27 protein-coding genes and 1 other RNA gene are annotated in these 22,479 nt (G+C 65.4%); 8 read left to right on the top strand and 20 right to left on the bottom strand.

The genetic code is table 11. From position 1 onward, the window contains the following. Window positions 1–3: 3 nt before the first annotated feature. Genes ABIR17_RS11970 through ABIR17_RS11960 form a run of 3 tightly spaced genes read right to left on the bottom strand, consistent with a single transcriptional unit; the run spans window position 4 to window position 3,760 of the window. Complete coding sequence (locus tag ABIR17_RS11970) at window positions 4–1,779, bottom strand: Hsp70 family protein (RefSeq protein WP_348004801.1); 1,776 nt, start codon at window positions 1,777–1,779, stop codon at window positions 4–6. Window positions 1,780–1,781: 2 nt separating this feature from the next. Continuing rightward, the gene (locus tag ABIR17_RS11965; protein ID WP_348004627.1) at window positions 1,782–2,879 is read right to left on the bottom strand and encodes a hypothetical protein; all 1,098 of its coding nucleotides are present in this window, start codon (window positions 2,877–2,879) and stop codon (window positions 1,782–1,784) included. After that, window positions 2,876–3,760: a hypothetical protein gene (locus ABIR17_RS11960; RefSeq protein ID WP_348004626.1), complete on the bottom strand. Its 885-nt coding sequence runs from the start codon at window positions 3,758–3,760 to the stop codon at window positions 2,876–2,878. Before ABIR17_RS11960 ends, ABIR17_RS11965 begins: the two co-directional genes overlap by 4 nt. 634 nt (window positions 3,761–4,394) lie before the next feature. Between ABIR17_RS11960 and ABIR17_RS11955 the strand changes: the two genes are divergently transcribed. Beyond that, the gene (locus tag ABIR17_RS11955) at window positions 4,395–5,009 is read left to right on the top strand and encodes a nucleotidyltransferase domain-containing protein (RefSeq protein ID WP_348004625.1); all 615 of its coding nucleotides are present in this window, start codon (window positions 4,395–4,397) and stop codon (window positions 5,007–5,009) included. Further along, the gene (locus tag ABIR17_RS11950) at window positions 5,006–5,401 is read left to right on the top strand and encodes a hypothetical protein (RefSeq protein ID WP_348004624.1); all 396 of its coding nucleotides are present in this window, start codon (window positions 5,006–5,008) and stop codon (window positions 5,399–5,401) included. The genes ABIR17_RS11955 and ABIR17_RS11950 overlap by 4 nt, the downstream gene beginning before the upstream one ends. 24 nt (window positions 5,402–5,425) lie before the next feature. Here ABIR17_RS11950 and ssrA read toward each other — a convergent pair. Then, window positions 5,426–5,795: a transfer-messenger RNA gene (ssrA, locus tag ABIR17_RS11945) on the bottom strand. A gap of 149 nt (window positions 5,796–5,944) precedes the next feature. On the opposite strand from ssrA, the gene ABIR17_RS11940 reads away from it, so the two are divergent. Further along, window positions 5,945–6,304, top strand: a complete 360-nt coding sequence (locus ABIR17_RS11940; protein WP_348004623.1) for a hypothetical protein — start codon at window positions 5,945–5,947, stop codon at window positions 6,302–6,304. 37 nt (window positions 6,305–6,341) lie between these two features. Here ABIR17_RS11940 and ABIR17_RS11935 read toward each other — a convergent pair whose 3' ends face one another. Next, window positions 6,342–6,521 carry a hypothetical protein gene (locus ABIR17_RS11935; RefSeq protein ID WP_348004622.1) on the bottom strand — a complete coding sequence of 60 codons (180 nt, stop codon included), beginning with the start codon at window positions 6,519–6,521 and terminating at the stop codon, window positions 6,342–6,344. A gap of 404 nt (window positions 6,522–6,925) precedes the next feature. Here ABIR17_RS11935 and ABIR17_RS11930 point away from each other — a divergent pair, with 404 nt between their 5' ends. After that, window positions 6,926–7,615: an SIMPL domain-containing protein gene (locus ABIR17_RS11930; protein ID WP_348004621.1), complete on the top strand. Its 690-nt coding sequence runs from the start codon at window positions 6,926–6,928 to the stop codon at window positions 7,613–7,615. Between the two features lie 19 nt (window positions 7,616–7,634). Here the strand turns inward: ABIR17_RS11930 and ABIR17_RS11925 are convergent, their stop codons facing one another. Beyond that, a complete protein-coding gene (locus ABIR17_RS11925; RefSeq protein ID WP_348004620.1) occupies window positions 7,635–8,213 on the bottom strand; it encodes a TetR family transcriptional regulator in 579 nt (192 codons plus the stop codon). An 88-nt stretch (window positions 8,214–8,301) separates the two neighbouring features. Between ABIR17_RS11925 and ABIR17_RS11920 the strand changes: the two genes are divergently transcribed. Beyond that, on the top strand, window positions 8,302–9,198 hold the full coding sequence (locus tag ABIR17_RS11920; RefSeq protein ID WP_348004619.1) for an SDR family oxidoreductase: 897 nt from the start codon (window positions 8,302–8,304) through the stop codon (window positions 9,196–9,198). A gap of 30 nt (window positions 9,199–9,228) precedes the next feature. Here ABIR17_RS11920 and ABIR17_RS11915 read toward each other — a convergent pair whose 3' ends face one another. Both ABIR17_RS11915 and ABIR17_RS11910 read right to left on the bottom strand, forming a co-directional pair. Further along, window positions 9,229–9,870 (bottom strand): hypothetical protein, encoded by a 642-nt coding sequence (locus tag ABIR17_RS11915; protein WP_348004618.1) that lies wholly within the window; start codon window positions 9,868–9,870, stop codon window positions 9,229–9,231. Next, a complete protein-coding gene (locus ABIR17_RS11910) occupies window positions 9,870–10,517 on the bottom strand; it encodes a hypothetical protein (protein WP_348004617.1) in 648 nt (215 codons plus the stop codon). Before ABIR17_RS11910 ends, ABIR17_RS11915 begins: the two co-directional genes overlap by 1 nt. 18 nt (window positions 10,518–10,535) lie before the next feature. On the opposite strand from ABIR17_RS11910, the gene ABIR17_RS11905 reads away from it, so the two are divergent. Then, window positions 10,536–11,063: a hypothetical protein gene (locus tag ABIR17_RS11905; protein WP_348004616.1), complete on the top strand. Its 528-nt coding sequence runs from the start codon at window positions 10,536–10,538 to the stop codon at window positions 11,061–11,063. 6 nt (window positions 11,064–11,069) lie between these two features. Here ABIR17_RS11905 and smpB read toward each other — a convergent pair whose 3' ends face one another. From smpB to prfB, 6 genes are all read right to left on the bottom strand, one after another. Then, window positions 11,070–11,546, bottom strand: a complete 477-nt coding sequence (gene smpB, locus ABIR17_RS11900) for an SsrA-binding protein SmpB (RefSeq protein WP_348004615.1) — start codon at window positions 11,544–11,546, stop codon at window positions 11,070–11,072. A gap of 73 nt (window positions 11,547–11,619) precedes the next feature. Continuing rightward, the gene (ftsX, locus tag ABIR17_RS11895) at window positions 11,620–12,534 is read right to left on the bottom strand and encodes a permease-like cell division protein FtsX (RefSeq protein WP_348004614.1); all 915 of its coding nucleotides are present in this window, start codon (window positions 12,532–12,534) and stop codon (window positions 11,620–11,622) included. Continuing rightward, window positions 12,531–13,550: a cell division ATP-binding protein FtsE gene (gene ftsE / locus ABIR17_RS11890; RefSeq protein WP_348004613.1), complete on the bottom strand. Its 1,020-nt coding sequence runs from the start codon at window positions 13,548–13,550 to the stop codon at window positions 12,531–12,533. Before ftsE ends, ftsX begins: the two co-directional genes overlap by 4 nt. Before the next feature lie 63 nt (window positions 13,551–13,613). Beyond that, window positions 13,614–14,867 (bottom strand): low temperature requirement protein A, encoded by a 1,254-nt coding sequence (locus ABIR17_RS11885; protein WP_348004612.1) that lies wholly within the window; start codon window positions 14,865–14,867, stop codon window positions 13,614–13,616. A 4-nt stretch (window positions 14,868–14,871) separates the two neighbouring features. Continuing rightward, entirely contained in the window at window positions 14,872–16,080 is a 1,209-nt protein-coding gene (locus ABIR17_RS11880; RefSeq protein ID WP_348004611.1) for an MFS transporter, read from the bottom strand. Continuing rightward, entirely contained in the window at window positions 16,053–17,162 is a 1,110-nt protein-coding gene (gene prfB / locus ABIR17_RS11875; protein WP_348004610.1) for a peptide chain release factor 2, read from the bottom strand. The genes ABIR17_RS11880 and prfB overlap by 28 nt, the downstream gene beginning before the upstream one ends. A gap of 33 nt (window positions 17,163–17,195) precedes the next feature. Here prfB and ABIR17_RS11870 point away from each other — a divergent pair, with 33 nt between their 5' ends. Beyond that, window positions 17,196–18,446 (top strand): MFS transporter, encoded by a 1,251-nt coding sequence (locus ABIR17_RS11870; RefSeq protein ID WP_348004609.1) that lies wholly within the window; start codon window positions 17,196–17,198, stop codon window positions 18,444–18,446. A gap of 47 nt (window positions 18,447–18,493) precedes the next feature. On the opposite strand, the gene ABIR17_RS11865 is transcribed toward ABIR17_RS11870, so the two are convergent. From ABIR17_RS11865 to ABIR17_RS11850, 4 genes are read right to left on the bottom strand one after another with little or no spacing between them, the layout of a single operon-like run. Next, window positions 18,494–18,937, bottom strand: coding sequence for a pilus assembly protein TadG-related protein (locus tag ABIR17_RS11865; protein ID WP_348004608.1), 444 nt, complete (start codon window positions 18,935–18,937; stop codon window positions 18,494–18,496). Next, window positions 18,934–19,380, bottom strand: coding sequence for a hypothetical protein (locus tag ABIR17_RS11860; protein ID WP_348004607.1), 447 nt, complete (start codon window positions 19,378–19,380; stop codon window positions 18,934–18,936). The genes ABIR17_RS11865 and ABIR17_RS11860 overlap by 4 nt, the downstream gene beginning before the upstream one ends. Then, entirely contained in the window at window positions 19,355–19,732 is a 378-nt protein-coding gene (locus ABIR17_RS11855) for a TadE/TadG family type IV pilus assembly protein (RefSeq protein ID WP_348004606.1), read from the bottom strand. Before ABIR17_RS11855 ends, ABIR17_RS11860 begins: the two co-directional genes overlap by 26 nt. Window positions 19,733–19,742: 10 nt before the next feature. Beyond that, on the bottom strand, window positions 19,743–19,922 hold the full coding sequence (locus tag ABIR17_RS11850) for a hypothetical protein (protein WP_348004605.1): 180 nt from the start codon (window positions 19,920–19,922) through the stop codon (window positions 19,743–19,745). A 135-nt stretch (window positions 19,923–20,057) separates the two neighbouring features. Between ABIR17_RS11850 and ABIR17_RS11845 the strand changes: the two genes are divergently transcribed. Continuing rightward, window positions 20,058–20,699 carry a hypothetical protein gene (locus tag ABIR17_RS11845; RefSeq protein ID WP_348004604.1) on the top strand — a complete coding sequence of 214 codons (642 nt, stop codon included), beginning with the start codon at window positions 20,058–20,060 and terminating at the stop codon, window positions 20,697–20,699. Window positions 20,700–20,705: 6 nt separating this feature from the next. Here the strand turns inward: ABIR17_RS11845 and ABIR17_RS11840 are convergent, their stop codons facing one another. Together ABIR17_RS11840 and ABIR17_RS11835 are read right to left on the bottom strand one after the other, a co-directional pair. Further along, window positions 20,706–22,067, bottom strand: a complete 1,362-nt coding sequence (locus tag ABIR17_RS11840; protein WP_348004603.1) for a permease prefix domain 1-containing protein — start codon at window positions 22,065–22,067, stop codon at window positions 20,706–20,708. Between the two features lies 1 nt (window position 22,068). Continuing rightward, complete coding sequence (locus ABIR17_RS11835; protein WP_348004602.1) at window positions 22,069–22,437, bottom strand: helix-turn-helix transcriptional regulator; 369 nt, start codon at window positions 22,435–22,437, stop codon at window positions 22,069–22,071. Window positions 22,438–22,479: the final 42 nt, after the last annotated feature.

The following is a 22,479-nucleotide window of genomic DNA, read 5'->3' as shown; positions in this document are numbered from 1 at the left end:
CGGCTAGGCCGCGCATCGGCATTCGGGATCGCCCCACTGGCGCTTGCACACCGAGCACGGGCGGTAGTAAAGGTGCTCCTGCTTCTGTGCGTTGGTGGCTAGCGGGCCCGGCATTGGCGGCGGCGAGAAGGCGCTCGGCCTGTGGAGGTAGAGCACATCGCCAGGCACCGCATCCTGATCTGCGGCATTCTGCGCGAGATTGACTCTCATCGCCAGACCGGTCGCCGACGCCGTCGCACGCTCGCCCGCTGACTCGCCCTCAACGACGGAGTAGGCAAGCCCGTTCTCGCCCAGCCCTAGTCCGAACTCGAGATCGTAGTAGTCTGCGCTATCGCTATCCCCCTCCTGCGCGGAGGTCGCGGTAACCTCAAGGACCAAGTCGTCGTCGATCTTGACTTCGAGCTCGAGTCGCTCGGTCAGCGGCGGCGCCTTCTTGTCGACGCGCACCGTCACAACGCCCAGCGTCGTGCGACGACTGCTCGCCTGAGGGTGCTCGCGGAGTTCTGTTGGCGAGACGAACGCGAACTTCGCGATTCCGTCACTGGGGTCGGCGCAGTAGAGGTGCACCCGGTTCCGTGTGATCTCCCGGTTCGTCGGCATCGCATCGCCCGCCTTTAGGAGGGGAAGGTAGTCACCGCGAGCGAGTTCGAGCTCGATCGGCTTGGCGAGCACCAGCCGTTGGGCGTCGTGCGCGATCCAGGCGGCCCCCTGTGAGACGAGGGTCGCACTGTTGTCGGGCACGTGCACGCGTTCCGGGCCGAACATCTCGTAGAGGTGGCTACGGATTGCGGGCATCGCGGCCATGCCTCCGACGACTACAACGTGCGAGACTTGCGCGGCCGCAAAGCCAACGCTGCTCAGCAGCGAGTCGATCTCGGACATGCCGGCGGAAATCAACGGGCGCACGACCTCCTCGAGCTCGGATCGCGCGAGCTCATACTCGAGGGTCGCGCCTGACTCCGGGAAGTAGGCGGGGCGGTAGAACGAGATGCTCCCGCGCTGCGACAGCTCAATCTTGTTGTTCTCGGCATCCTGACGCAGCCGGAGTCGGGAATCAAGGCTCGGTTGATCGGTCGGCCCGATGCCGTTCGCGAGCGAGAAGCGCCGGACGACTTCGCTCTGGATGACCTCGTCGAAGCGATCCCCGCCAACCTGATCCGTCCCCCCGTTCCGCAGCTGGAGGATACGCGCCGCTTCGACGCGACAGAGCGTCAGGTCTAACGTGCCCCCGCCCCAGTCGACAACCAGAACGTTGCGACGGGCGAACCGTCGCCGCAGGTCCTCGGAATCGACGGCTCCTCGCAAGTATCCGTAGAGCGCCGCGAGCGGCTCGTGCACGAACTGTGCAACCGAGATTCCCGCCAACGCGTAGGCCTCTCGCAGTGCTCTGCGGCGGCGACCGTCCATAGTGACCGGGATCGTGACGACGGCGCTCTGGACCCCGTCAAGACGCTCAGCCTGCCGCGACTTGAGCGACTCCGCCTTCACGTGCTTGAGCACATCCGCCACTACGTCGACGGGGTTCATCTCAACACCGCCCACCTCGACCACGTCGTCGCCGAGGAAGACCTTCGGCGACCGCACAGTGTTGCCGTGCACGCCAAGGCCGACGGCTTCTAGTTCGTTGCGAGCCTCGCGACCCACCACGACTCTCTCCCCCTCGTAGCGGACGACCGAAGGGTGCGGGCGTCCTTCGGAGTCGAGGACGTCGACTACTCGATCGCCCGAGACAACCGAGATGAGGCTGTTGGTAGTGCCGAAATCGAAGCCGACCGGCATCGTCAACCCTCCATGTCTTTGAGCTCGGAGACTTCTCGGATGATCGCGGCGAGGGCTCGGTCGACGAACTCATCCGCGACCCTCAGGCTGTCGTTTCTGAGCGCATGGAGCCCGTCACCCAGCAGGTCAGCCTGCTTGGTGAGCTGGCGGACCACACGAGTGCGAAGCGCCTCGTAGTCATCGGCGTGATGACTGCGCGCCACGGAGCCGGCCTCCCGTTCAGCCTTCACCTGTGTTCGCGTGCCCTCGAGTTCGCTAACGAGTGCGCGGATCCTGTCCTCGAGAGCCTGCGCTTCGGCTTCCAGCTGGGCCCCTCGCGCCTCCGCAGTGAGTGCACGTCGGGTCGAGAATGCCGCGTCCTGTTGGGACTTGCCGAGCGCGGCGCGCGCTTGATCAGCCGCGCGACCGAGAGCCCTCGCGAGCGCCGCGAGCGGTTCTGGACGACCCGGTCCAGTGAGCACGCCGGCGATCACAGTGTCGCGCGCGTCGGCGAGCGCTGGCGCGCGCCAGATGGTCCCCGAGAGCTGCGCGATGAACTCTGCGAGATCCCAGTCGCCGCGGACTATCCGCACGAGAGCTAGTGCGGTCACGGAGTTCGCCTGAAGACGCTCCACCGCAGCCTCGCTCAACGGCGCAGTCGAGTCGGGCGATTGTAGATCCGAACTCACCAACTTCGCACGATCCCAGACGGCGGCGGCGCTGACGCGGACCCCGCTCTCGGGATCACGAAGTGCGGCAGCCCATCCCTCGAACACGGGGTGCTGGCTAAGTGCTTCCACCCCAAGTTCGCCGGCGCGATCTCGCAGCGAATCCTTACCCTTGCGACGATGCTCCGCGATCGGCTGCAGCGCGTTCACTAGACCTCGCAACTGAATGTCGCGCGCCGCGTGTTCCCGGATGACCCTCATTTCAGCCTCTTCGGCCACCGACGGCTCGAGTACGCCTCGGCTCAGCGCCTCCACATCGCGCGCAGCGAGCCCGAGTCGCCCGGTCGAGGCGTACGCGGACTCGAACAATTCGGCGAGCGTGTTCGGTTTAGGGCGCTCATCGGCCGAAGTGGCCCCCTTCACAGGCTTGGCCGGAACAGCATGATCGGTCATGGACGCACCTCGCATCGCGCGCGGAACTCCGCATACCAACCCTCGGCGACTACGGACTGACGGAGCTCGTCGGCCTGTGCGCGAGCTTGTTCCAATCGACCGCCCGCGAGCGCGCACTCGGCGGCTATCATCCTGATCTTCAACTGATCGGAAGGACGGTGCGCGGCGACATCGGCCAGCACCTCGTCGAGCACCGCCGCGTACGAGCCGTCGAGTGCGACGGACCCGACCGCGAGCAGGCGTTGGGTCGTCGTGTCGCTCAGCGCTGCGTCGAGAGTCGAGTGTGCGCGGTCGGAGAGGTCCGAGCGCTCGATCGGCACCTTCTCCAGCAACCCCAGAAACCGCTTCGACACGTCGGAGACCCACCAGCTTTTCGTCTTGGCGACCGCGTGATTGAAATGGTTGTAGTGGAAAGCGACGAGACCGCAGATCGCCTCGGCGGGCCGCCGGTCGTAGGTCCCAAGGATCCGTACCGAGATGTCGTAGCGGCGTTCGTAGGCCTCCGCTTCCCCGCCGCGATCACTCAGGTCCTCCCGCGCGAGGACACCGTAGAGATAGTTCGAGAGGCCGTCGAGATAGCGGCTTGCCGTGGCGTACGGCCGGCTGCGGGTAATAAAGCTCGCGATCGCATCGCGGTCCAGCACTCGCCCGGCAATGAGATGCTCAAGAGCCCCATCAACGCCTTCGAGGTCAGCTTCCTCGGCGAGCACGAACTCGAACTCGAACTCACGGCGCGCCCCCTCTCCAGTCGCGATCACGTCGACGTGGCCGGTCCTCCGGGACGCCAGCAGCTCGGCCGCCTGAATCGGCGTCATCGAAGCGCCGTTAACCTCGACCGCGATGGTGTCGTGGAACACCCAGTCCTCGACTCTGGTAGTCATCGCGACGTGCAGACGCGATCGCCCGACCTCCCGTCCCTGAAAGATCAACGTGGGTCGAATGCCGACGTGGCCCTTCATCTGATGGACGTCAAGGTCGCGACGACCGAAGAAAAGTACACCGCAAACTGGGCACGACTCGGTGGGGAGCGGCGCGGGCGCCGGAGTCGGTGGTTCCGTCGGCTCATGGAATTCCAAGTAGCCGGTTTGCCAAAATGCCACATCGCTCCCGAGTCTCGTGCTCTGCGGTCGCAAAGCCTACGAGATTAGCACCCCTTTGGCGACCGAGCTCAAATCCACTTGCCGCAACGTGCAAAAAGTGCAGTGGTCGAGATGGGGCGAAATGAATCCGCGCCACCGCCGCCGGAATCCCCGCCGCCGCGAGTGCCGCCACGACGCGGCGCAGCACGTCGCCCCGCACCGACAGGAAGCTGCCGAAACTCACGCAGGCGAATGAACCCGCACCCGCGAGCCACGCGTCGACGTCGGCATCGACGGTTCTTCTCGTCGGGTCAAGCGGAGAATGACTTGCGGCGGCCTGGAGCTAGCCACATCCAACTTAAGTTGGTGATGACCAAGAATAGTTGGTATCTACCCACTATAGTTGGATGCACCAACGAGGAGAAGGGATGGACAAGTGCAGTTCGATCGTCCGTTCCGAGTGATCACCTCAGCCGTGGACGGCGACATCCTCTCCGTTCTCGCCCGCGCTGAGCACGAGTTCACGATCGCCGACCTTGCGCGCAAGATCACCTCTCGGTCCGCGGAAGGAATCCGCCTGGCGATGGACCGGCTCATCGAACAAGGCGTCATCAGCATCAGACAGGTCGGGCCGTCCCGAGCCTTCTCTCTCAACCGCGATCACCTTTCAGCCCCAGCGATTGTCGCACTCGCCGAGCTACCCGAGACGTTCCACGCCCTCCTTGCGGAGGAGATCGGTCGGTGGCAGGAACAGCCGCACTACGTCGCGTTGTTCGGATCGGCCGCCCGTGGCGAAATGCGACCCGGGAGCGATATCGACATCGCGCTTGTTCGTCTGGGTGATTCGACGGATCTTTGGGCCGCGCAAGTCAAGACGCTCATCAGCCGAATTACCGTGTGGACTGGCAACGACACTCGCCCGATCGAATTCTCGAAGGCCGAAGTCATGGGTGCTGCCCACACTGATGGTGTGATTCGAGACATCTTGCGCGACGGCATCACCATCGTTGGCGACCGCGGTGACTTCAGGGCGCTCGTGGGTGCCCCGTGACTCCGCCAGCCCGAACGGCTGAGCGCGGCGACGCCGAGGCACGTCTCGCGAAGGCCCGCGAGTTCGCTGAGGCCGCGCAACTTCTCTACAACGACGCGGCCGGCACCGCCGACCTGCCCGACGCGTATGTGACGAGCGCGGTGCACTCGGGCATTGCGGCCGCAGATGTGATCTGCATCCGCCGCCTCGGCATGTACTCCGTTACCGGTGCTCACGATGAGGCGCTGAAGCTGCTGGGTCAAGTCGACAAAGCCGCGGCGACGAACCTTCAGCGGCTTTTGTCGCTGAAGACGAAAGCCGGATACTCGACGCGACCCGTGTCGGCGGCGGATGTCGCACAGGCCCGACGCGCTCATCTGGCGCTGCTCGAATCGGCAATCGCGGCTCGTTAGATCCAACAACGTGCGATACGGCATGAGTGGAGATGGGGGGAATTGAACCCCCGTCCATCGCTGAGGACCTGCGCCTTCTCCGGGCGCATCTCGTGAAATCGTTCTACTCGGCTTCGACCTTTGCCACGAGCATCTAGGTCGACAAGCCCAGCCTCAGTGAAAGTCCCGCGAATCCCTGAGACTCAGGTTCGCAGCAAGTCCTCTAGCTGACGTCAGGATCCGGGGCGAGGACATACCCGGACTGACGGACTCGGTCTACGCCTTAGGCGGCGAGAGCGAAGTCGGTGCGCTTAGCATTGGCACCTGTTTTTTGAGGAGATCGTTAACGAGTTAACCCCTCATCCTCGGCCCGCTTCTCGCAGCTTCACAGACGATGTCGAAACCGATCATCCCCATGAGACTCTCCTCGCCAAATCGTCGCCCGAAGGGCGAGCAAGGCAAGTAGAGTGCCGTATCGCACGCTGTGGAGTTATCAACTACCCCGAAGGGCAGTCTCTCAGAGTACGCCCGTAACACGCGGGACGCCAGCGCTAGGCTCGCCGAGTGCTGCCCGCCGACTGGATCGAACACCGACGCGCTGATCGCGAATGCGTCGGATGGATGTTTGCCGAGGGCGACGGCTTCCACGTCGTCGACCTCTTGGGCCGTCGCATCACGACAGATCCCATCGACTGGCTCGAGGCCGAGAGGATGCTCGACGATCTCGGCATCGGGTATCTCGCTGACAAGTACCTGCTGACCACCGAAGAGGGTGTCGAACGCTCGGTGCGTATCGGCGAAGTCAGCACGTCAGGCGTTGTCGTCGTCGCCGACGACTGGGGTTCGGCGTACGCGGTCGGCTCGCATCCCGAACGCATCCAGCTGCCCTTTCCCGCGCCCGCATCCCTCCGCCGGATCAGCTGACTCCTACTCTTCTGCGGAGTTCACCACATTCGCGAGTTCAACGAGCCTTCGTGAACGCCTCAAGTATCGCCTGCCCAAGTTCTTCGGGGGTGTCGAAGTGTGTTTCTACGCGGTGTTCGATCAGCGGGGTGAATCCCTCGTTGGTTCCCGCGTTCACGTCCGGAGTCACCTTGAAAATGCCGCCGATTTCTTCGAGCGCCACCGAAACGGACTTCATCCGTTTCATGTACGCGTTGTAAGACGAAACCTCAAAAAGTTCGAGCAACGGCTTCGACGGCTTCGAGTCTCTCGTGAGGTCGGGTAGTCCGCCTCGGGATAGATCCAAAGCCTTGAGTACCGCAATCCCCAGTGTTTCGGCATCAGTCTCGGGAGGCAGGCGGCTAATCGGCCCATCGAGAACCCAAGCGTTGGCTTCCGAGTAGGTAAGCACCACGTACTCGCCATCCGGGCGGAGATTTACATGCGCTAGCTTCACGGCACCACAAACTTTCAGTATCTCGACAGGAGGAATTCTACCGGCAGCATTGGTTAGCGATTCTGGCGAACGCAGCTCCCCGGCTCCCTCCGCCGGATCGACTGACTCCCCTGCCGACTCCCCGAGTCGAATGGGATGATTGCGCCATGACTCTGAACAACGCAGTCGAGACGCTGATCACGGTCCAAGGCACGGCATCCGATTGGTACGACGCCGAGCGCGCGACTCTGGTGGTGCAGGTGCAGCACGATGGACCCAAGCGCGAGCCGGTGTTCGAGGCGACCACCCGAGTCGGTGCCGACGTGACGGCCGCGATCAAGGCCCTTGACGGCACCGCGGTCACCCGCTGGTCGAGCGACCGCGTCAGCGTCTGGTCGAACCGGCCGTGGAACAACGAGGGCAAACAACTCGCGCCCGTGTACTACGCGAGCCTCTCGGCGACGGCGCGGTTCCAAGACTTCGACGCTCTCGCCGCCCTGGTCGAGCGCTTCGCTACGGTCGAGGGTGTCACCATCTCATCCATCTCGTGGGATCTCACCGAAGAGAAGCGCCTCGCGGTGACCACCGAAATCCAGACCCGCGCCGTTCAGGATGCGACCGTGAAGGCGACCACCTACGCACGTGCCGCGGGTCTGACGAAGGTGTCGGCAATCGCCATCGCCGACCCCGGAATGCTCGGCACCGGCGGTGGGGGCGATCAGCCGTTCCCCGCGGGCGGCGGCATGATGCGCACGCAAAAGATGATGTCGATGGATGCTGGCGCTCCCGCGCTGACCTTCACACCCGACAAGATCGAGGTCGCCGCGACCGTCGACGCGAGGTTCAGCGCTAGCTGACGCGATGCTGCCGGAGCGCCTACGGCTTTCGGCTGACCATCACGAGGGTGCCTAGTTCGGCGAACGCGTCGCGCTCGAGGTCAACGAGCGAGCGCGTGTTTCCTTCCGCGAGCCACTGATCCCAGGAGACGCGAAAGACGACCACGCCGGATTCGGCGGCCAGTGATGCTGCGGGCTCGCCGACATCCCGCGCTATGAGTGCCGACGCCAGCGCGTGGGCGAGGCCGGCCAGCTTGAGCAACTCGCGCTCTCTGAGTTCAGAGTGCGCGTTGAGGATCTTCTGGCGCTGCAGAGAGTGCGGCCGACGCTCGGCGGTGAAGGGCTTGCTGCCGACCAGAACGGCGGTGGCGGCGACGTCGAAGGGTGATGCGCTGTGCGGCGCGAGCGCGACCCCGTCGATGAACCCCTGCACGAACTGGTCCTGCCCCCCGAAGAGCGCCTCGCGCTTGTCGGCGAAGTGCCGGAAGAAGGTGCGCTCCGTGAGCCCTGCGGACTGTGCGATCTCGGCGACGGTGGTCTCGTCGAACCCCTGCTTCGAGTAGAGCTCGAGGGCGGCTTTCGCGAGACGCTCGCGCCCGTCGGCTTCCCATCGCACCATGGCCCGATCATACAGTGATGACAGCGGCTGACATCAGGTGTAGTGTCGGTGATGACAGTAACTGACATCACGAAAGCAGGTATCTCACATGCGGGTTTTCATCACCGGCGCATCCGGATGGATCGGCTCCGCCGTCACCGACGAAGTGCTCGGCGCGGGGCACCAGGTCACGGGCCTGGCGCGTTCCGACGCATCGGCAGCCGCGCTCGAAGCAAAGGGCGCCGACGTTCAGCGCGGAGACCTCGACGATCTCGCAAGCCTCAGAGCGGGCGCTGCCGGGGCCGACGCCGTCATCCATCTCGCCAACAAGCACGACTTCGGCAACCAGGCGGTTTCGAACAAAGCCGAGCGCGGCGCAGTACAGGCCCTGGGTGACGCGCTCGCCGGGTCGGGGCGGACGTTCGTGATCGCGTCGGGTATGGCGGGTCGGGGCATCGGACCGATCGGGCTCGAGGTCGACGCCTCACCATTCCACGGACCCGATGCGCCTCGCGGAGGGAGCGAGAATCTCGCGCTCGACTACGTGGCCAAGGGCGTTCGCACGGTGATTTCCCGGTTCGCACCCACCGTCCACGGCGTCGGCGACACAGGGTTCATGAAGGTGCTCACCGAGATCGCCCGTGACAAGGGCTTCTCGGCCTACGTCGCAGACGGCGCCAACCGCTGGCCTGCCGTGCACCGTTCTGACGCCGCGCGGCTCGTGCGACTCGGTCTCGAGAACGCGGAGCCGGGCGCCATCCTCCACGCCATCGGGCAAGAGGGTGTCGCCAGCCGCACCATCGCCGAAGCCATCGGTGCCGGGCTCAGCCTCCCGGTGCGTTCGATCGAAGCGGCGGATGCGGTGGGCCATTTCGGCTGGATCGGCGGCTTCTTCGCGATGGACATTCCCGCCTCGAGCGCGCAGACCCAGGCGTCGCTGGGCTGGACGCCGACCGGCCCGACCCTCGAGGAAGACCTCGCCGGGCGCTGGTATTTCGACAGCTGAGCCATGGTCGGCGGGTTCACCGCATCCCGATCAGCCGATCGCGGCGAGCACCGTCAGGGTGATGCCGCCGAGGAAAGCGAGCGCTCCCCCGAGGTTCAGCCCGAACATCACCTTCACCGAATCGTTGGCGCCCGCGACACCGACGAGCAGCAGCGCGAGGGCGAAGAACACGGCGGCGATGGTGAGTTGCAGACTGCGAGCGCTGAGGCTGTCGGCGAGAGCGTAGGCAACCGCCGAGGCACGGTTGGCTCCGTAGATCGGGGCATCGTTGGCGGCGATGTGAGTGCGGGAGTTGAGCGGATGTAGTGCGGGGTCGAAGCCGCTTGCCACCCAGGTATCGAAGTCCTGAGCGAGTCCCGGGGTGCCGCCGCGAACGAGGGTTGCGGCCTGGGATCGGAGTTGGTCGGCATCCCCGTAGCCGTTCTGCGCCTGGAACTCGAGCTGGGTTGCTTGAGCGAGTCGGCGTCCGTCATCGTCGGTCGCGAGGCCCGACAGAATGTGTTTGCTGAAACTCTCGTCGCGGAGCTGCCCGGCAATCGACGTGTACTCGCCGGATTGCTGGGCCCACACCGAGGCCTGAAAGGCGCTGGCCGTCGTCGCGACCGACAGCAGCCCGAGCAGGATGGCGGCGGCGATCTCGAGAATTCCGCGCAGGCGGACATCGGGAATCATCAGTACGCCGTCGAGGCCAGGAACAGTCCGAAGACAAAGACGACAGTGCCCAGCACGAGAGTGACGACCCGTGCGACGCGGAGGCGGTTGATGCCCGCGACGCCGAAGAGGAACAGCGCGAGCGCGTAGACGAGGGTCGCTTGCCCGAAAATTGCGGATCGACCGGTGAATTGCGTGCTCAGGGCGCCGAGCCGTTGGGAGGTGAGCAGCAAGGCATCGGCTTCGCCTTGGCCGATAACCAGGTAGTCGGCAGACTGGGCAGGATTCGCGTCGGCCGGGAAGCCGGCATCCCGCCAGGCGTCGAACGATCCGTCGGGCAGCTCGTAGGCCGCCGTGAGTGCGGTCTGGATGCTGAGCTCAAGAGACAGCGCCGTCGAGTAGTCGTCGGCCGCGATCGCATCGTTCTGCAGAAGGGTGAGACGTTGCGCCTCAAGGGTTGCCCCGTAGTCGGATCGCTGGCTCACCTGAGAGAGCACCCCGTTGGTGACCGACTGGTCGCGTGCATCCGACGAGTCTTCGGCGAGCCGGGTGGCCTGTGACGTCCAGGCTGCGGACTGCAGTACCCCGAGGGCCGTTACGAGCGTGACAACCCCGAGCGCGATCGCCGTTGCGATCTCGAGGCCGCGGCCGACGGGACGGGTCTGCACATCCGATACCGTATCGCTGTGAGCGACGCCGTCGAGCCCCGAAAGAGTGCGTGGTCACGGCTGCCGCGCTGGGGCCGGATCGGGCTGATTGCGGCGGTCGTCGTCGTGGTGGCACTCGTCGGGATCGTCGGGTTCCGCATCCTGAGCAAAGTGCCCAACATCCCGCTCGGCGTGACGGCTGTCGGCGATCTGCGCGACGGGTCATGCCTCGCCGAAAACGGAGTCGACCTCGCGGAGTACACCGTGGTGCCATGCACAACCGCCCACCCTCAACAGCTCTTCGCGACCGCCGACCTCGACCTTCCCGACACCGTCTACGCATCCGAAGGGTCGGCGCTCGACGCCTTCGGCGATTCGGTGTGTGAGCACTTTCTCGAGTACCGGTTGTTCCTGATGGAGCACCTGCACACCAACGACTACGTCGCGTACGCGATCGACGTGCCAACGCCTGGAGAATACGCCGCGGGTCACACCAGTGCGCGCTGCGCGATCGCCTCACGTGATCGCAGCGACCTCACGACTGACCTCTACCGGCAGATGCCCTAGCGCGGTCTACTCGCCTCGAACACTCCGCGTCGACATCGCACGATCGGACTCGCGTTTGTCTTGCCGCTCCCGCAGCGCTTGGCGCTTGTCGTACTCGCGCTTGCCCTTGGCGACCGCGATTTCGACCTTCGCCTTGCCTTCCGAGAAGTAGATCGACAGCGGAATGAGGGTGTAGCCGCCCTCTTTGGTCTTCTGCGACATCTTGATGATCTGCGCCTTGTGCAGCAGCAGTTTGCGCTTGCGGCGGGTGGCGTGGTTCGTCCACGAGCCAGATCCCCATTGCGGAATGTGCACGGCATCCAGCCACGCCTCGTTGCCGTCGATGAAGGCGTAGCCGTCGACGAGCGAGGCGCGTCCCTCGCGCAACGACTTCACCTCGGTGCCGGTGAGCACGAGGCCGGCTTCATAGGTGTCCTCAATCGTGTAGTCGTGACGTGCCTTGCGGTTCGTCGCGACAACTTTCGAGCCCTTCTCTTTGGGCATGGTGCTCACCTCCTTCGTTCGTGCGCGGATATTAAAAGCGCGTGCTGAGCAGCCGCCCAGTCTAAGCCGAAGGTCAGGCTTTGAGGTACCGACGGATGGCGACGGATGCCGAGAGGGCCGCGAGCAGCGCGCCGATTCCGAGAAGCATGGGGACGACCAGCAGGGCATCGCCGATCCCGACGAACCCGATCGAAGGCAGAGCTCGAACCAGGTATCCGCGCACGAAGAACTGCACGAGCACCACGACCGCAACGCCGGCGAGAGCGGCACCGATCAGCGCCGCGAGCACCCCTTCAAGAATGAACGGTGTCTGAATGAACCGGTTGGAGGCACCGACCAGTCGCATGATCGAGATCTCCCGGCGCCGCGAGAAGGCCGACAGACGGATGGTGGTCGAGATGAGGAGCGCCGCCGCGACGAGCATGAGCCCGGCGATGCCGACTGCCGAAAGGCTGATGGCGTTGATGACCGCGAAGATCGGCTCGAGGAACGCGCGTTGATCTTTGACCTCATCGACGCCCGGCTGCCCCGTCATCTGATCGATGATGATCTCCGCCTGGTCGGGATCGACGAGGTTGATGCGGAACGCTTCGGGCAAAATATCGGGCGTTACGAGTTGTGCGAGCGGGGTATCACCGAACTGTGAGAGAACATTCTGGTACGCCTGCTCACGCGTCTCGAAGGTCACCTGCTTGATGTACTGAGCAAGATCGCCGCTGCCGAGTTTCTGTTTGACCGCATCGATCTGCGACTGGGTGGCTTCCGACCCGTTGCAGTTCGGAGTCGGTGAGATGTCGGTGCACAGGTACACGGCGACCTGCGCGCGGTCGTACCAGTAACCCTTCATCTGGCCGATCTGAAACTGAAGCATGATCGCCGAGCCCACAAAGGTCAGCGAGATGAAGGTCACCAGCACGACGGATACCACCATCGACAGGTTCCTTCTGAACCCTTGCCCGACTTCGCTCAGAATGAGCCCGAACCTCATGAGCCGGGCGCCCTCGGCCATTGGAACCCGGGCGGCGGACCGGATCCGGGTTCTGGGATAACCGGGCCTGGGGACGTGCTGACAGGTTCCTTCTCGTTACGTGCCACGATCGGAATGGATGCCGGGGCCGCCTCGTCGACATCCGTTACGTCGGTCTCGGCATCCGTTTCGGCCTCCGTCGGTGCAGTCACAGCCGCCTCTTGAGTGACCGGAATGGGCGCAGTCGCAGGAGCCGGGTTGGGGGTCGGCGTCGGGGACGGGGTGGGCACGGCGGCAGCCGCATCCACCATGTTGCTGTCGGGGTTGTTCGCGCGCTGGGTCTGCACCGGGATGGTGGTCGTGTACCCACCCTGGCGTTCGTCGCGCACGATCTGCCCGCTGATCAGCTCGATGACGCGACGCTTCATCTGATCGACGATGCCGGCGTCGTGGGTGGCCATCAGCACGGTCGTGCCGCCGGCGTTGATGGACGCGAGCAGAGTCATGATGCCGGCACTCGTCGCGGGGTCGAGGTTTCCCGTCGGCTCATCGGCCAGCAGAATCGCGGGCTTGTTCACAATCGCTCGGGCGATCGCGACACGCTGTTGCTCACCACCGGAGAGCTCGTGAGGGTATCGACCCTGCTTGCCGCCTAGTCCGACCATCTTGAGCACGTCCGGCACGGCCTCCTGAATGAAGCCCTTGCTTTTGCCGATCACCTGCAACGAGAACGCCACGTTGTCGAACACGGTCTTGTTCGGCAGCAGCCGGAAGTCCTGGAAGACGACACCGAGGCTGCGCCGAAAGTACGGCACCTTGCCGCTGGAGAGCGACCCCAGGTCTTGACCGAGCACATGGATCGCGCCCTTGGTCGGCTGGTCTTCTTTGAGCACGAGGCGCAGGAACGACGATTTGCCCGATCCCGAAGCGCCGACCAGGAACACGAATTCACCCTTGAGTACCTCGAGGTTCACGCTGTTCAGCGCGGGCCTCGAGGTGCCGGGGTAGGTCTTGGTGACGCCGTCAAACCTGATCATGTCGAGGTCCAGGCTAAGTCGGGCTCGCCGCCAAGTCCGTTACGACACAGCGGGGCGCGACACTCAGCGCGTCAGAGCTTCGACCGCAGCCGCCATGTGACGGTGTCCCACGGCCTCAAAGCCGACAATCGTGACGACCGGGGCCGCCATCAGAACGACCAGGCAGGTTCCCATCGTCCATCCCGCCGCAGCGAGCGCGACAGCGAGCGCGAGCACCGCCACCGTGCCGACGAACAGGAGTACGTGGAACGGGTCGATGGCCCGCACGAGAAAGGAATACAAGGCGAAGTAGGCGATCGTGAAGATCAGTACGGGGATCGCCGAGGCGAGCACCGCGCCGACGACGCCGATCGTCGCCTCGCCCTCGACGACGTAGGCAGCGACGTGGAGCCCGGCACCCATCGCAACGATCGAGCCGAAGATCACGATGTGCCCGTAGCCCCACCCCCAGGCGCGACGGGGGTGGCGGGCGAGGAAGTCACCGGAGGGCACGATGAAGTAGTTCCACCAGGCGCCGAACGTGATGCCGACTCCCGCTATCACGACGAACACGGTTTCGACACTCCAACCGACGCGCCCCACGAGAGCTGAGACCGTGGCGATCGTGCCGAGAATCCCCTCCCCCAGTGCGATGATCACGAGCAACCCGTACCGCTCGGCGATGTGGTGAGGGTGCCAGGGCGTTCCGCCGCCTCGGCGCTCGGCGAGAATCGGGCCACTCAACTCGATCGCGTAGAGCACCACGAAGCCGATCACGAGAAACTCGTTCGGCACGTCGAAAATGGCGAGTGCCGTCCATCCCAGCTGCGCGATGCCGATCGTCGTGACGTAGCCCAGGGCCACCCGGCGATGTTCCGGATCCTGCACGGCAACCCGGGTCCACTGGGCGAGCATCGCGACGCGCATCACGATGTAGCCCGCGACCAGCACTGTGTTATCGGGCGGGGCACCCGCGTCGATCGACGCGAACACCGGCGGGATGCCGAGCGCGAGCACGATGACACCGACCATCTGCACCATGGTCGTCACCCGGAAGAACCAGTCATCCGTGTCGAACGCCGACGCGAACCACGAGAAGTTGATCCACGCCCAGGTCACGGCGAAGATCACGAACGCGAACGCGGCGAGCGCCGATCCGACGTGACCTTTCGCGACGAGGTGCGAGAGCTGGTCGCTCGCCTGCGCGAACGCAACAACAAAGGTCAGATCGAACAGCAGCTCGAGCGGGGTCGCGGCACGACCATGCTCACTCGGGTCGCGACCGGCCATCTTCCGGAGCCGGTGCTGCCGGCGGGTCGCCGGTCGTGGATCGGTCACGGGATCAGGCTAGAGCCCGAGGGCGCCGGAGCTGGATGACGACGCCCGCCGCCGCGAGCAGCACGATGAGGAGCCCCCAGCCCAGGATGACCGGCAGCAGCCCCAAAGGGGCAATCAGCTGCCCGGCGATCACGGCAGGTACGCCCAGCGAGATGTAGGCGACGACGTAGACCGAGGCGAAGGTGCCGGCCCGTTCGTGGTCGGGAGCGAGTGGGGCGAGCCCGCGGAAGATCCCGCCGAACGCCGCGCCGAACGAGAGGCCCTCGATGACCCCGCCGATCACCACGAAGGTAATCTGCCCGGTCGCGACGCCCACAACGACGAGACTCACCCCAACCGCCAGGCCGAGGCCACCGAGGCGCAGAGCTGTGGGCACCGCCAGCCTGCCGAAGGCCACACTTCCGATGCAGACCCCGAAAGCGTGGATGGATGCTGTCGCCCCGTTGACGAGACCACTCTGGATGCCGAGCAGCTCGTGCACGATCGTGGGCGCGAGTCCGAGAAAGAGCGACCCCGTTGCCCAGGCGGCGATCAGGATCGGCAGCATTCTCGCGAAGAACGGTCGCGCCGGACGCGGCACCAAAACCTGGGGCACGAGCGAGCGGAGCGCACCCGGAACACGGGTTGTGGTCTCAGGTGCGACGACGGTGAGCACGATCCCGATCAGCAGCGCGACCCCGATCGCCGAAAACAGGATGACGTCGGCATCCTGATGCCAGAGTTCGATTGCGACCCCGCCCAGCAGAGCGCCGAGGCCGAGGCCGCCGACCGGAGCGGCCGCCGCGATCAGCGGGCCGGTGCGGGATCCCGGAGTCGCGAGTTCGACGAGCGCCGCCGTGTACGCGGCGGTGACGGCGCCGGTGGTGAGTCCGGCGAGGGTGCGTCCGGCGATGATCCATTCGACGCTCGGACCGAAGGCGAACATCGCGATCGGGATCAGGCTGACCGCGAGCAGGGTGATGATGACCGGCTTGCGTCCCAGGTGGTCGGAGAGGGACCCGCCCACCAGGAGCGCAACCAGGAACGCAAATGCGTACGCGGCGAACGCGACGGTGAGCAATGAGTCGGGGAAGCCCCACTCCGATTGCCACTGCAACAGGAACGGTGTCGGCGCGCCCGACCCGAGATAAAGCGCAACGAGGGTGGCGGCAAAGGCGACGAAGGCGACCCGACGGGAGAGCAGGGCTAGTCCTCGACTTTGGACTTGCGCCACCGGATGCCCGCGGCGATCAAGCCGTCGAGGTCGCCGTCGAAAACTGAGGCCGGGTTGCCGACCTCGTAGCCGGTGCGGAGGTCTTTGACGAGCTGCTGACCGTAGAGAAAATATGACCGCATCTGGTCACCCCAGGATGCGGTGATCGTGCCGGCGAGTTCCTTCTTCTTCGCGGCTTCCTCTTCGCGCTGCAGCAGCATCAGGCGGGTCTGCAGCACGCGCATCGCGACCGCGCGGTTCTGAATCTGCGACTTCTCGTTCTGCATCGACACGACAATGCCGGTGGGGAGGTGGGTGATGCGCACGGCCGAGTCGGTCGTGTTAACGCTCTGGCCACCGGGCCCCGAGGAACGGAAGACGTCGATGCGGATGTCTCCTTCCGGCACCTCGACCTCTTTCGCCTCTTCCATCACCGGGATGACTTCGACGGCCGCGAAACTGGTCTGGCGTTTGTCGGCCGAGCCAAACGGACTGATCCGGGCGAGCCGGTGCGTGCCGGCCTCGACACTCAGGGTTCCAAAGACGTAGGGCGCATCAATCTCGAAGGTCGCCGACTTGATGCCCGCGCCTTCGGCAAACGAGGTGTCGAGAACCTTCACCGGATACTTGTGCCGCTCGGCCCAACGCAGGTACATGCGCATCAGCATTTCGGCGAAGTCGGTGGCGTCGTCGCCGCCCGCTCCAGAACGGATCGTGACGACGGCTCCCCGGTCGTCGTACTCGCCGTCGAGGAGGGTCTGCACTTCGAGTTCGCCGAGGGTCTTCTGCAGGCCGACCAGCTCGTCGCGGGCCTCCTGCGCGGCGGCCTCGTCGTCGCCCTCAATCGCGAGTTGCGCGAGTACCTCGAGGTCGTCGAGCCGACTCTGGATGCCGGTGATCTTGGCGAGTTCAGCCTGCCGATGACTCAGGGCGCTGGTGACCTTTTGGGCGGCCTCGGGGTCATCCCACAGGTCGGGAACGCCAGCCTTCTCGCTCAGTTCGGCGATCTCGGCCTCGAACCTGTCGACCCCCAGGACGCTGCGGATGTCGTCGAAAGTGCTGCGCAGGGCGGCGATCTCCACGCCCAGGTCGAGGTCGATCATGGCGCTTCCAGCCTAGGCGTAACGTGAGAAGCGATGAGCACCGCCGACCGCGCCTTCCGGTGGCGTTCCGTCGCCGGGGCCGTTTTCCTGCCGAACCTGGTGTTCTCAATCGGGCAGTACGCGGTCATTCCGGTAATTCCTGCGCTCGCCCAACGGCTTGGTACCGACCTCAGAGGTGCCGCGCTCATCGCCTCCATGTTGGTGGTCGGGCAACTCATCGGCGACATCCCGAGCGGGGCGATCATCGCGCGTATCGGGGAGCGCACGGCGATGATCGCTGCCGCCGGACTCGCCATGATCGGGGCTGTCGCTGCGGTTTTTGCTCCGCACGCGATCATGCTCGGCGCGGCCATGCTGGTGATCGGGGTCGCCGGTGCCGCCTTCGGGCTCGCCCGCCACGCGTTCATGACAAGTTTCGTGCCGTTGCGATTCCGAGCTCGTGCGCTCTCTGCGCTCGGCGGCAGCGACCGGTTGGGTGCGGTGATCGGCCCGTTCGCGGGCGCCGGGCTGCTCACGCTGACGGGCGCCCCACACAGTGTGCTCTGGCTGCTCGGAGCCCTTTGCCTGATCGCCGGCCTGCTCCTCGTGGTGCTTCGCGACCCGGACGAGGTGCTTGGGGTTCCGCGCGGCTCGCGCGCCGGTCAGACGGAGGTGCGAACCGAGGCCAACAGCCTGTGGGCGACCCTCGCCTCATCGCGTCGCGTGCTGCTCACGCTGGGGGTCGGTGCGGCCATCCTGTCCGGCCTCCGCCAAGCACGTCAGGTCGTCCTGCCGGTCTGGGCGGCGAGCATCGGACTCGACGAAGCCAGCACTTCCGTGATCCTCGGCGTCGCCGGGTTCGTCGACTTCTCGCTGTTCTTCCTCGGCGGCTGGATCACGGATCGTTTCGGCAGACTCTGGACGATCCTGCCCTGCGCAATCGGCATCTCGACCGGGATGATCGCCCTCGCCCTGACGCATGACCTGGGCGCGAAGCAGGCGTGGTTCGTCGCCATCGCGCTGTTCATCGCGCTCGCAAACGGGCTGGGTTCCGGCATCTTGATGACGCTCGGCGCCGATCTCGCCGACCGTCGCAATCCCGCGCGCTTCCTCGGCGCCTGGCGGTTCACCAACGACGCGGGCGGCGCTCTGCTGCCGATCGTCGTCACGACGGTCGCCGCGATCGCGACGCTGCCGATCGCGGTGTTCGTGCTCGGCATCCTCGGGTACGGGGGCGCGATCACCCTGCGCATCTTCGTGTCGCGGCACGTCTCGCTCAAACCAGGGCAGGAGCCGCCCGCGTAGCCGGCTCTCCTCCCCGAACTGCTACCCGGCTCTGTTATCCGGCTCTCCTATCCAAAGACCGTCCGGGCGGTCGCGGTCGTCTCAATCCGGAACCCCTCGGGAAAGAACACCGTCACGATCGGCGGGCGCCAGATGGCCGACAGGGTGACGGTCGCACTCGCCCCGTCGCGGGTGGTGGCCTCCTCGAGGACGAGGCTCTCGAACCCGCCGTTCGGCGTGGTGGCGAGGAAGGTGACGACGTCGCGATGCACGTCGTCGGGTTCGAGCACCAGGTCGGGAACGCCGTCGACGGTATCGACCTCAGCCAGATCGAACGCCTCGGCGCCGACCAGGGCGGCGCCGTCGGCCAGGGTGAAGAGTTGCTTGCGCTCCAGATAGAGGGAGGATGCGGCGGCAGCGACCAACACCAGGGCGAGGCCGAGCGCACCGAATCCCGCCACCAGCGGAAGGGTCGAGCCGTCGTCATCCCGCAGCCGGGAGATCACTCTCATGACCCGGCGAATCGCGACACCTGCTCGGTTGAGACGGAGTCGATCGTTACTCCGAGCGGGATGTCGGTACCGAGCACCGCGGGAAAGATCGGCAGCGGCGCGACGGTCGTGATCGTCACGGTGACGAACCCGCGACGCGTCAGACAGTCGGCGGGATCGGGTCGGCACGAGATCGTGACCTGGGCGTTGCCGGCATCCAGCCCGTAGTCGGCGAGCGTGACGGCGATCGCGCGCCGCGCGGCGGCCTCACCCTCACCGACCGAGTCGGCCTGCACGAACACCCGCGATGCCTGGCGGGCGGCTCCTTCGACGGCGAAGGATGCGCTCTCGATCGACGACAGCGCGAGCACCAGGTAGACCGTCGGCACCAGAATGAGCAGCCCCACGGTGATGAACTCGATGGATGCCGACCCCTCATCAGTCGAGAGTCTCAACCGCCGCATGGCCCGACACCTCCAACGCTCCGCCGACGCCGATCAGCCCGATCACCGGCAGAGTCGTGTGCACGGTGATCGTGACCGCGGGATGCCCCATCCAACTTCCGCCACTCACATTGACGTCGGTCGCGTAGTCGGCCCCGATCGCCTCGGTGATCAGTTCTCGGGTGCGCACCACGCCATCCGCCGGGGTGTTGTCGGCGAGGGCTCCGAACCGTGCCCCCTCGGCGGCCGCATCCAGAACCGTGTTGCGCACGTGCAGGGCGATGCCGAGTTGCAGCACGGCGAGGGTCAGCAGAGTCAGCAGCACGCCGACGAGCGTGAACTCGACGACCGCCGATCCCGACTCGTCGCGCACCTCTCGCGCCTCAGAATCCGGTGACTCGGTCGAGTGCGCTTTGGAAGATCTGCCCGAGTGCCGGGCCGGCGATCGCCCAGAGGACGATGACCAACCCGGCCGTCATCAGCGTGATCAACACCCAGCCGGGCACATCGCCGACCTCGTCCACGGCCTTCGCCGCCATCCTTTGCCTGATCGATGTCAACATGCCAGTAAGGTTCGCAGGAAGTCGACCCGGCTCGCGGAATGTGTCCACAGGCGCGATATCGAGCTGCCATCATGACGACATGGGAATGCGCACGACATACCTTTCAGCGGAATCAGATCAGATCGCGTCCGAGAGATGACCGAGATCACGCCCACAGCGATAGAGCCCGCCTCGCCAAATCCAGTTTCGCCGATCCGTTCGCGTCGACGCCTCGTCATCGGTATCGGCGCCGGGCTGGTCGTAGCGGCGGTCGCCCTCATCGGTGTTCGGATCACGCTCAATGCCGTCAACGCCAACGCGATTGCCCTGTACGCCTCGGAGGCCGAGCACTATTCGGTGGAGGCTCCCGGCACGCCGACACAGAAACAAGAAGAGGTTGTGCAACCGCTCGCAGTCCCCACGACGGCGACGCACTGGACCGATGGCGACCTCTATTACTCAGTGTCCTCGGCCGACCGCAAGAATCTGCCACCTAGCCCTGCTTTTATGGGGATGTTCCTCGGCGAAGTCCTGGTGGGAGCCCTCAGCGACGCGCCAGGGGTCAGCGCGTCAAGCCTCGAATCGAGCGCGATCAACGACGCATTATCGACGGAGCCCGACCAGATCACGCTCTCAGGCGACCCGGCATATCGGTTCTCAATGACAGTGGAAGGTGCACCCGCCCGTTTTTACGTCATCTTTACGGGCCACGGCACCAGGCTCTACTTGTTGGTCTACTCCGAGTCCGCTGACAGCCGCGACGACGAATTCGTCGACTCATTCACCTTCGTCGACTGAGATCCGCTACCCGAATAGCGGCGGCAGCACGAACACGACGACCAGCGCCCACACCCCGAATACCGGAAGGGCGGAAGTCTGGAACCGCTCAAGCCGCGCCGCCGGAATCCGCCGCGCGAGCATCCCGATGGTCAGAGCCGCGGTCACGATCAGGTCGATCACGAGCAACAGGTTGAGCCCGAGCGCTGCAACGCGGTTCGCGGTGAAGCCGAACTCGCCGATGCGGGCAAACATCGAGCCGAGCACGAGAGTGTCGAGAACGATCGCCGCGACGACGGCGACGAGTCGGATGACATCCATCAGTCCTGCCGCGCGCAGCGGATCGCGGGCCGAGAGTCCGTAGAGCACCAGGGCCAGCACGACGAGCAGCAGCACGTCGAAGACCGTCAGCAGGTCACGATTGAATTCGCGGCCGATCCCGGCGATCAGATAGCCGACCGCCGAGGCGAGAAGCATCACGGCGAACAGCGGCGTGAAGATCGCGGTGAGCACCGGCGCGATGTTTTCGATGACGCTCTTCTTGCTCTCGACCAGCCACGCCGCGACGATGGTCGCTCCGCCGATCCCGGTCGGGATGACCCACTCCTGAACCGGCACAACCGCCCCGCCGGCGATCGGCACGAGGACGAGAGTCGTGAGCCCGACCAGGACGGCACCCCCGATCGCGATGAGAACGAGGTAGATCGTCCACTCCCCTGAGAAGCGCACGAAGTCCATCCGGCGTGCCGACGACCGCCACTGCGTGCCGAGGTAGGCGATGCCCACGATGAACCACACCACCACCGGCAGGTGCAGCATGACGAGCTGCTGACCGGCGATCAGTGCCGACCCGGTCGCGACCGGTTGTAGGGACGGCAACACGTTGATCAAGACCGCGATGGCGGCGATCACCGCCCCCAGAACGACGGCGATCCGGATGCCGATGCGATGCGTCCAGGCCAGGTACGCCGCGAGAACGGTCAGCACGATCAGCGACGCGTTGCGCAGAAGCCAGGTCGGGTCACCGCCCGGGATCTCGGCAATCAGGCGCGCGATCTGCAGCAGACCACCCGCGATCGCCGCGAAGACGAGCATCGTGACGATGCCGCGAGAGGGCGAACCGGATGCCGGCGCCGCACTGGTCGCAACCAGCTGCTTCCAGAGGCGGTCGCCGTGCTCGCGCGCGAACTCGGCGGTCAGAGCGTCGGCGCTGCCGAGCCTCTTGACCGCGATCAGAAACGCTTCGTCGTCGGAGAGACCCGCGGTCTCGAGTTCCGCGATTTGGTCGCGCAAGTGGTTTTCGAGTTCGTCGGCGTCGGCGGCGCTAACCGCGGGGCCGCGGTCCACGGCGGCACGCCATTCGGCAATGCGGGTGTCGAGCACAGTCATGTCAGGCCTTCCCGAGGGCTGAGGGGAACGGAGTGGGCAGTACGAGGTTCCAGATTCCGCCGAGCGTTTTCGTCGCGGTCGCCCACTGGCGGCGGTGTTCGTCGAGGGCCGCGGTGCCCGACTCGGTCAGTTCGTAGTATTTGCGGCGCCGGCCTTCGGGCGAGCTACCCCAGGTCGCCCGAACATGGTCGAGGCGCTCGAGCCGGTGCAGCAACGGGTAGAGCATCCCGTCGGTCCACTCCAGATCGCCGTCGGAAAGGTCGCGCACCCGCTTGAGGATCGCGTAGCCGTAACTCGGGCCGCCGTCGGCGAGGATCGCGAGCACGAGGGGGGTCGCCATGGCGGCGACCAGATCCTTGTCGATGTTCACGCGACCTCCTTACCTGACAGCACTATACATTGCGCTGTTAGG

The sequence above is a fragment of the Pseudolysinimonas sp. genome, from assembly GCF_039912695.1.
GTDB lineage: Bacteria > Actinomycetota > Actinomycetes > Actinomycetales > Microbacteriaceae > Pseudolysinimonas_A.
This window is presented reverse-complemented; position numbering and strand designations above follow the sequence as displayed.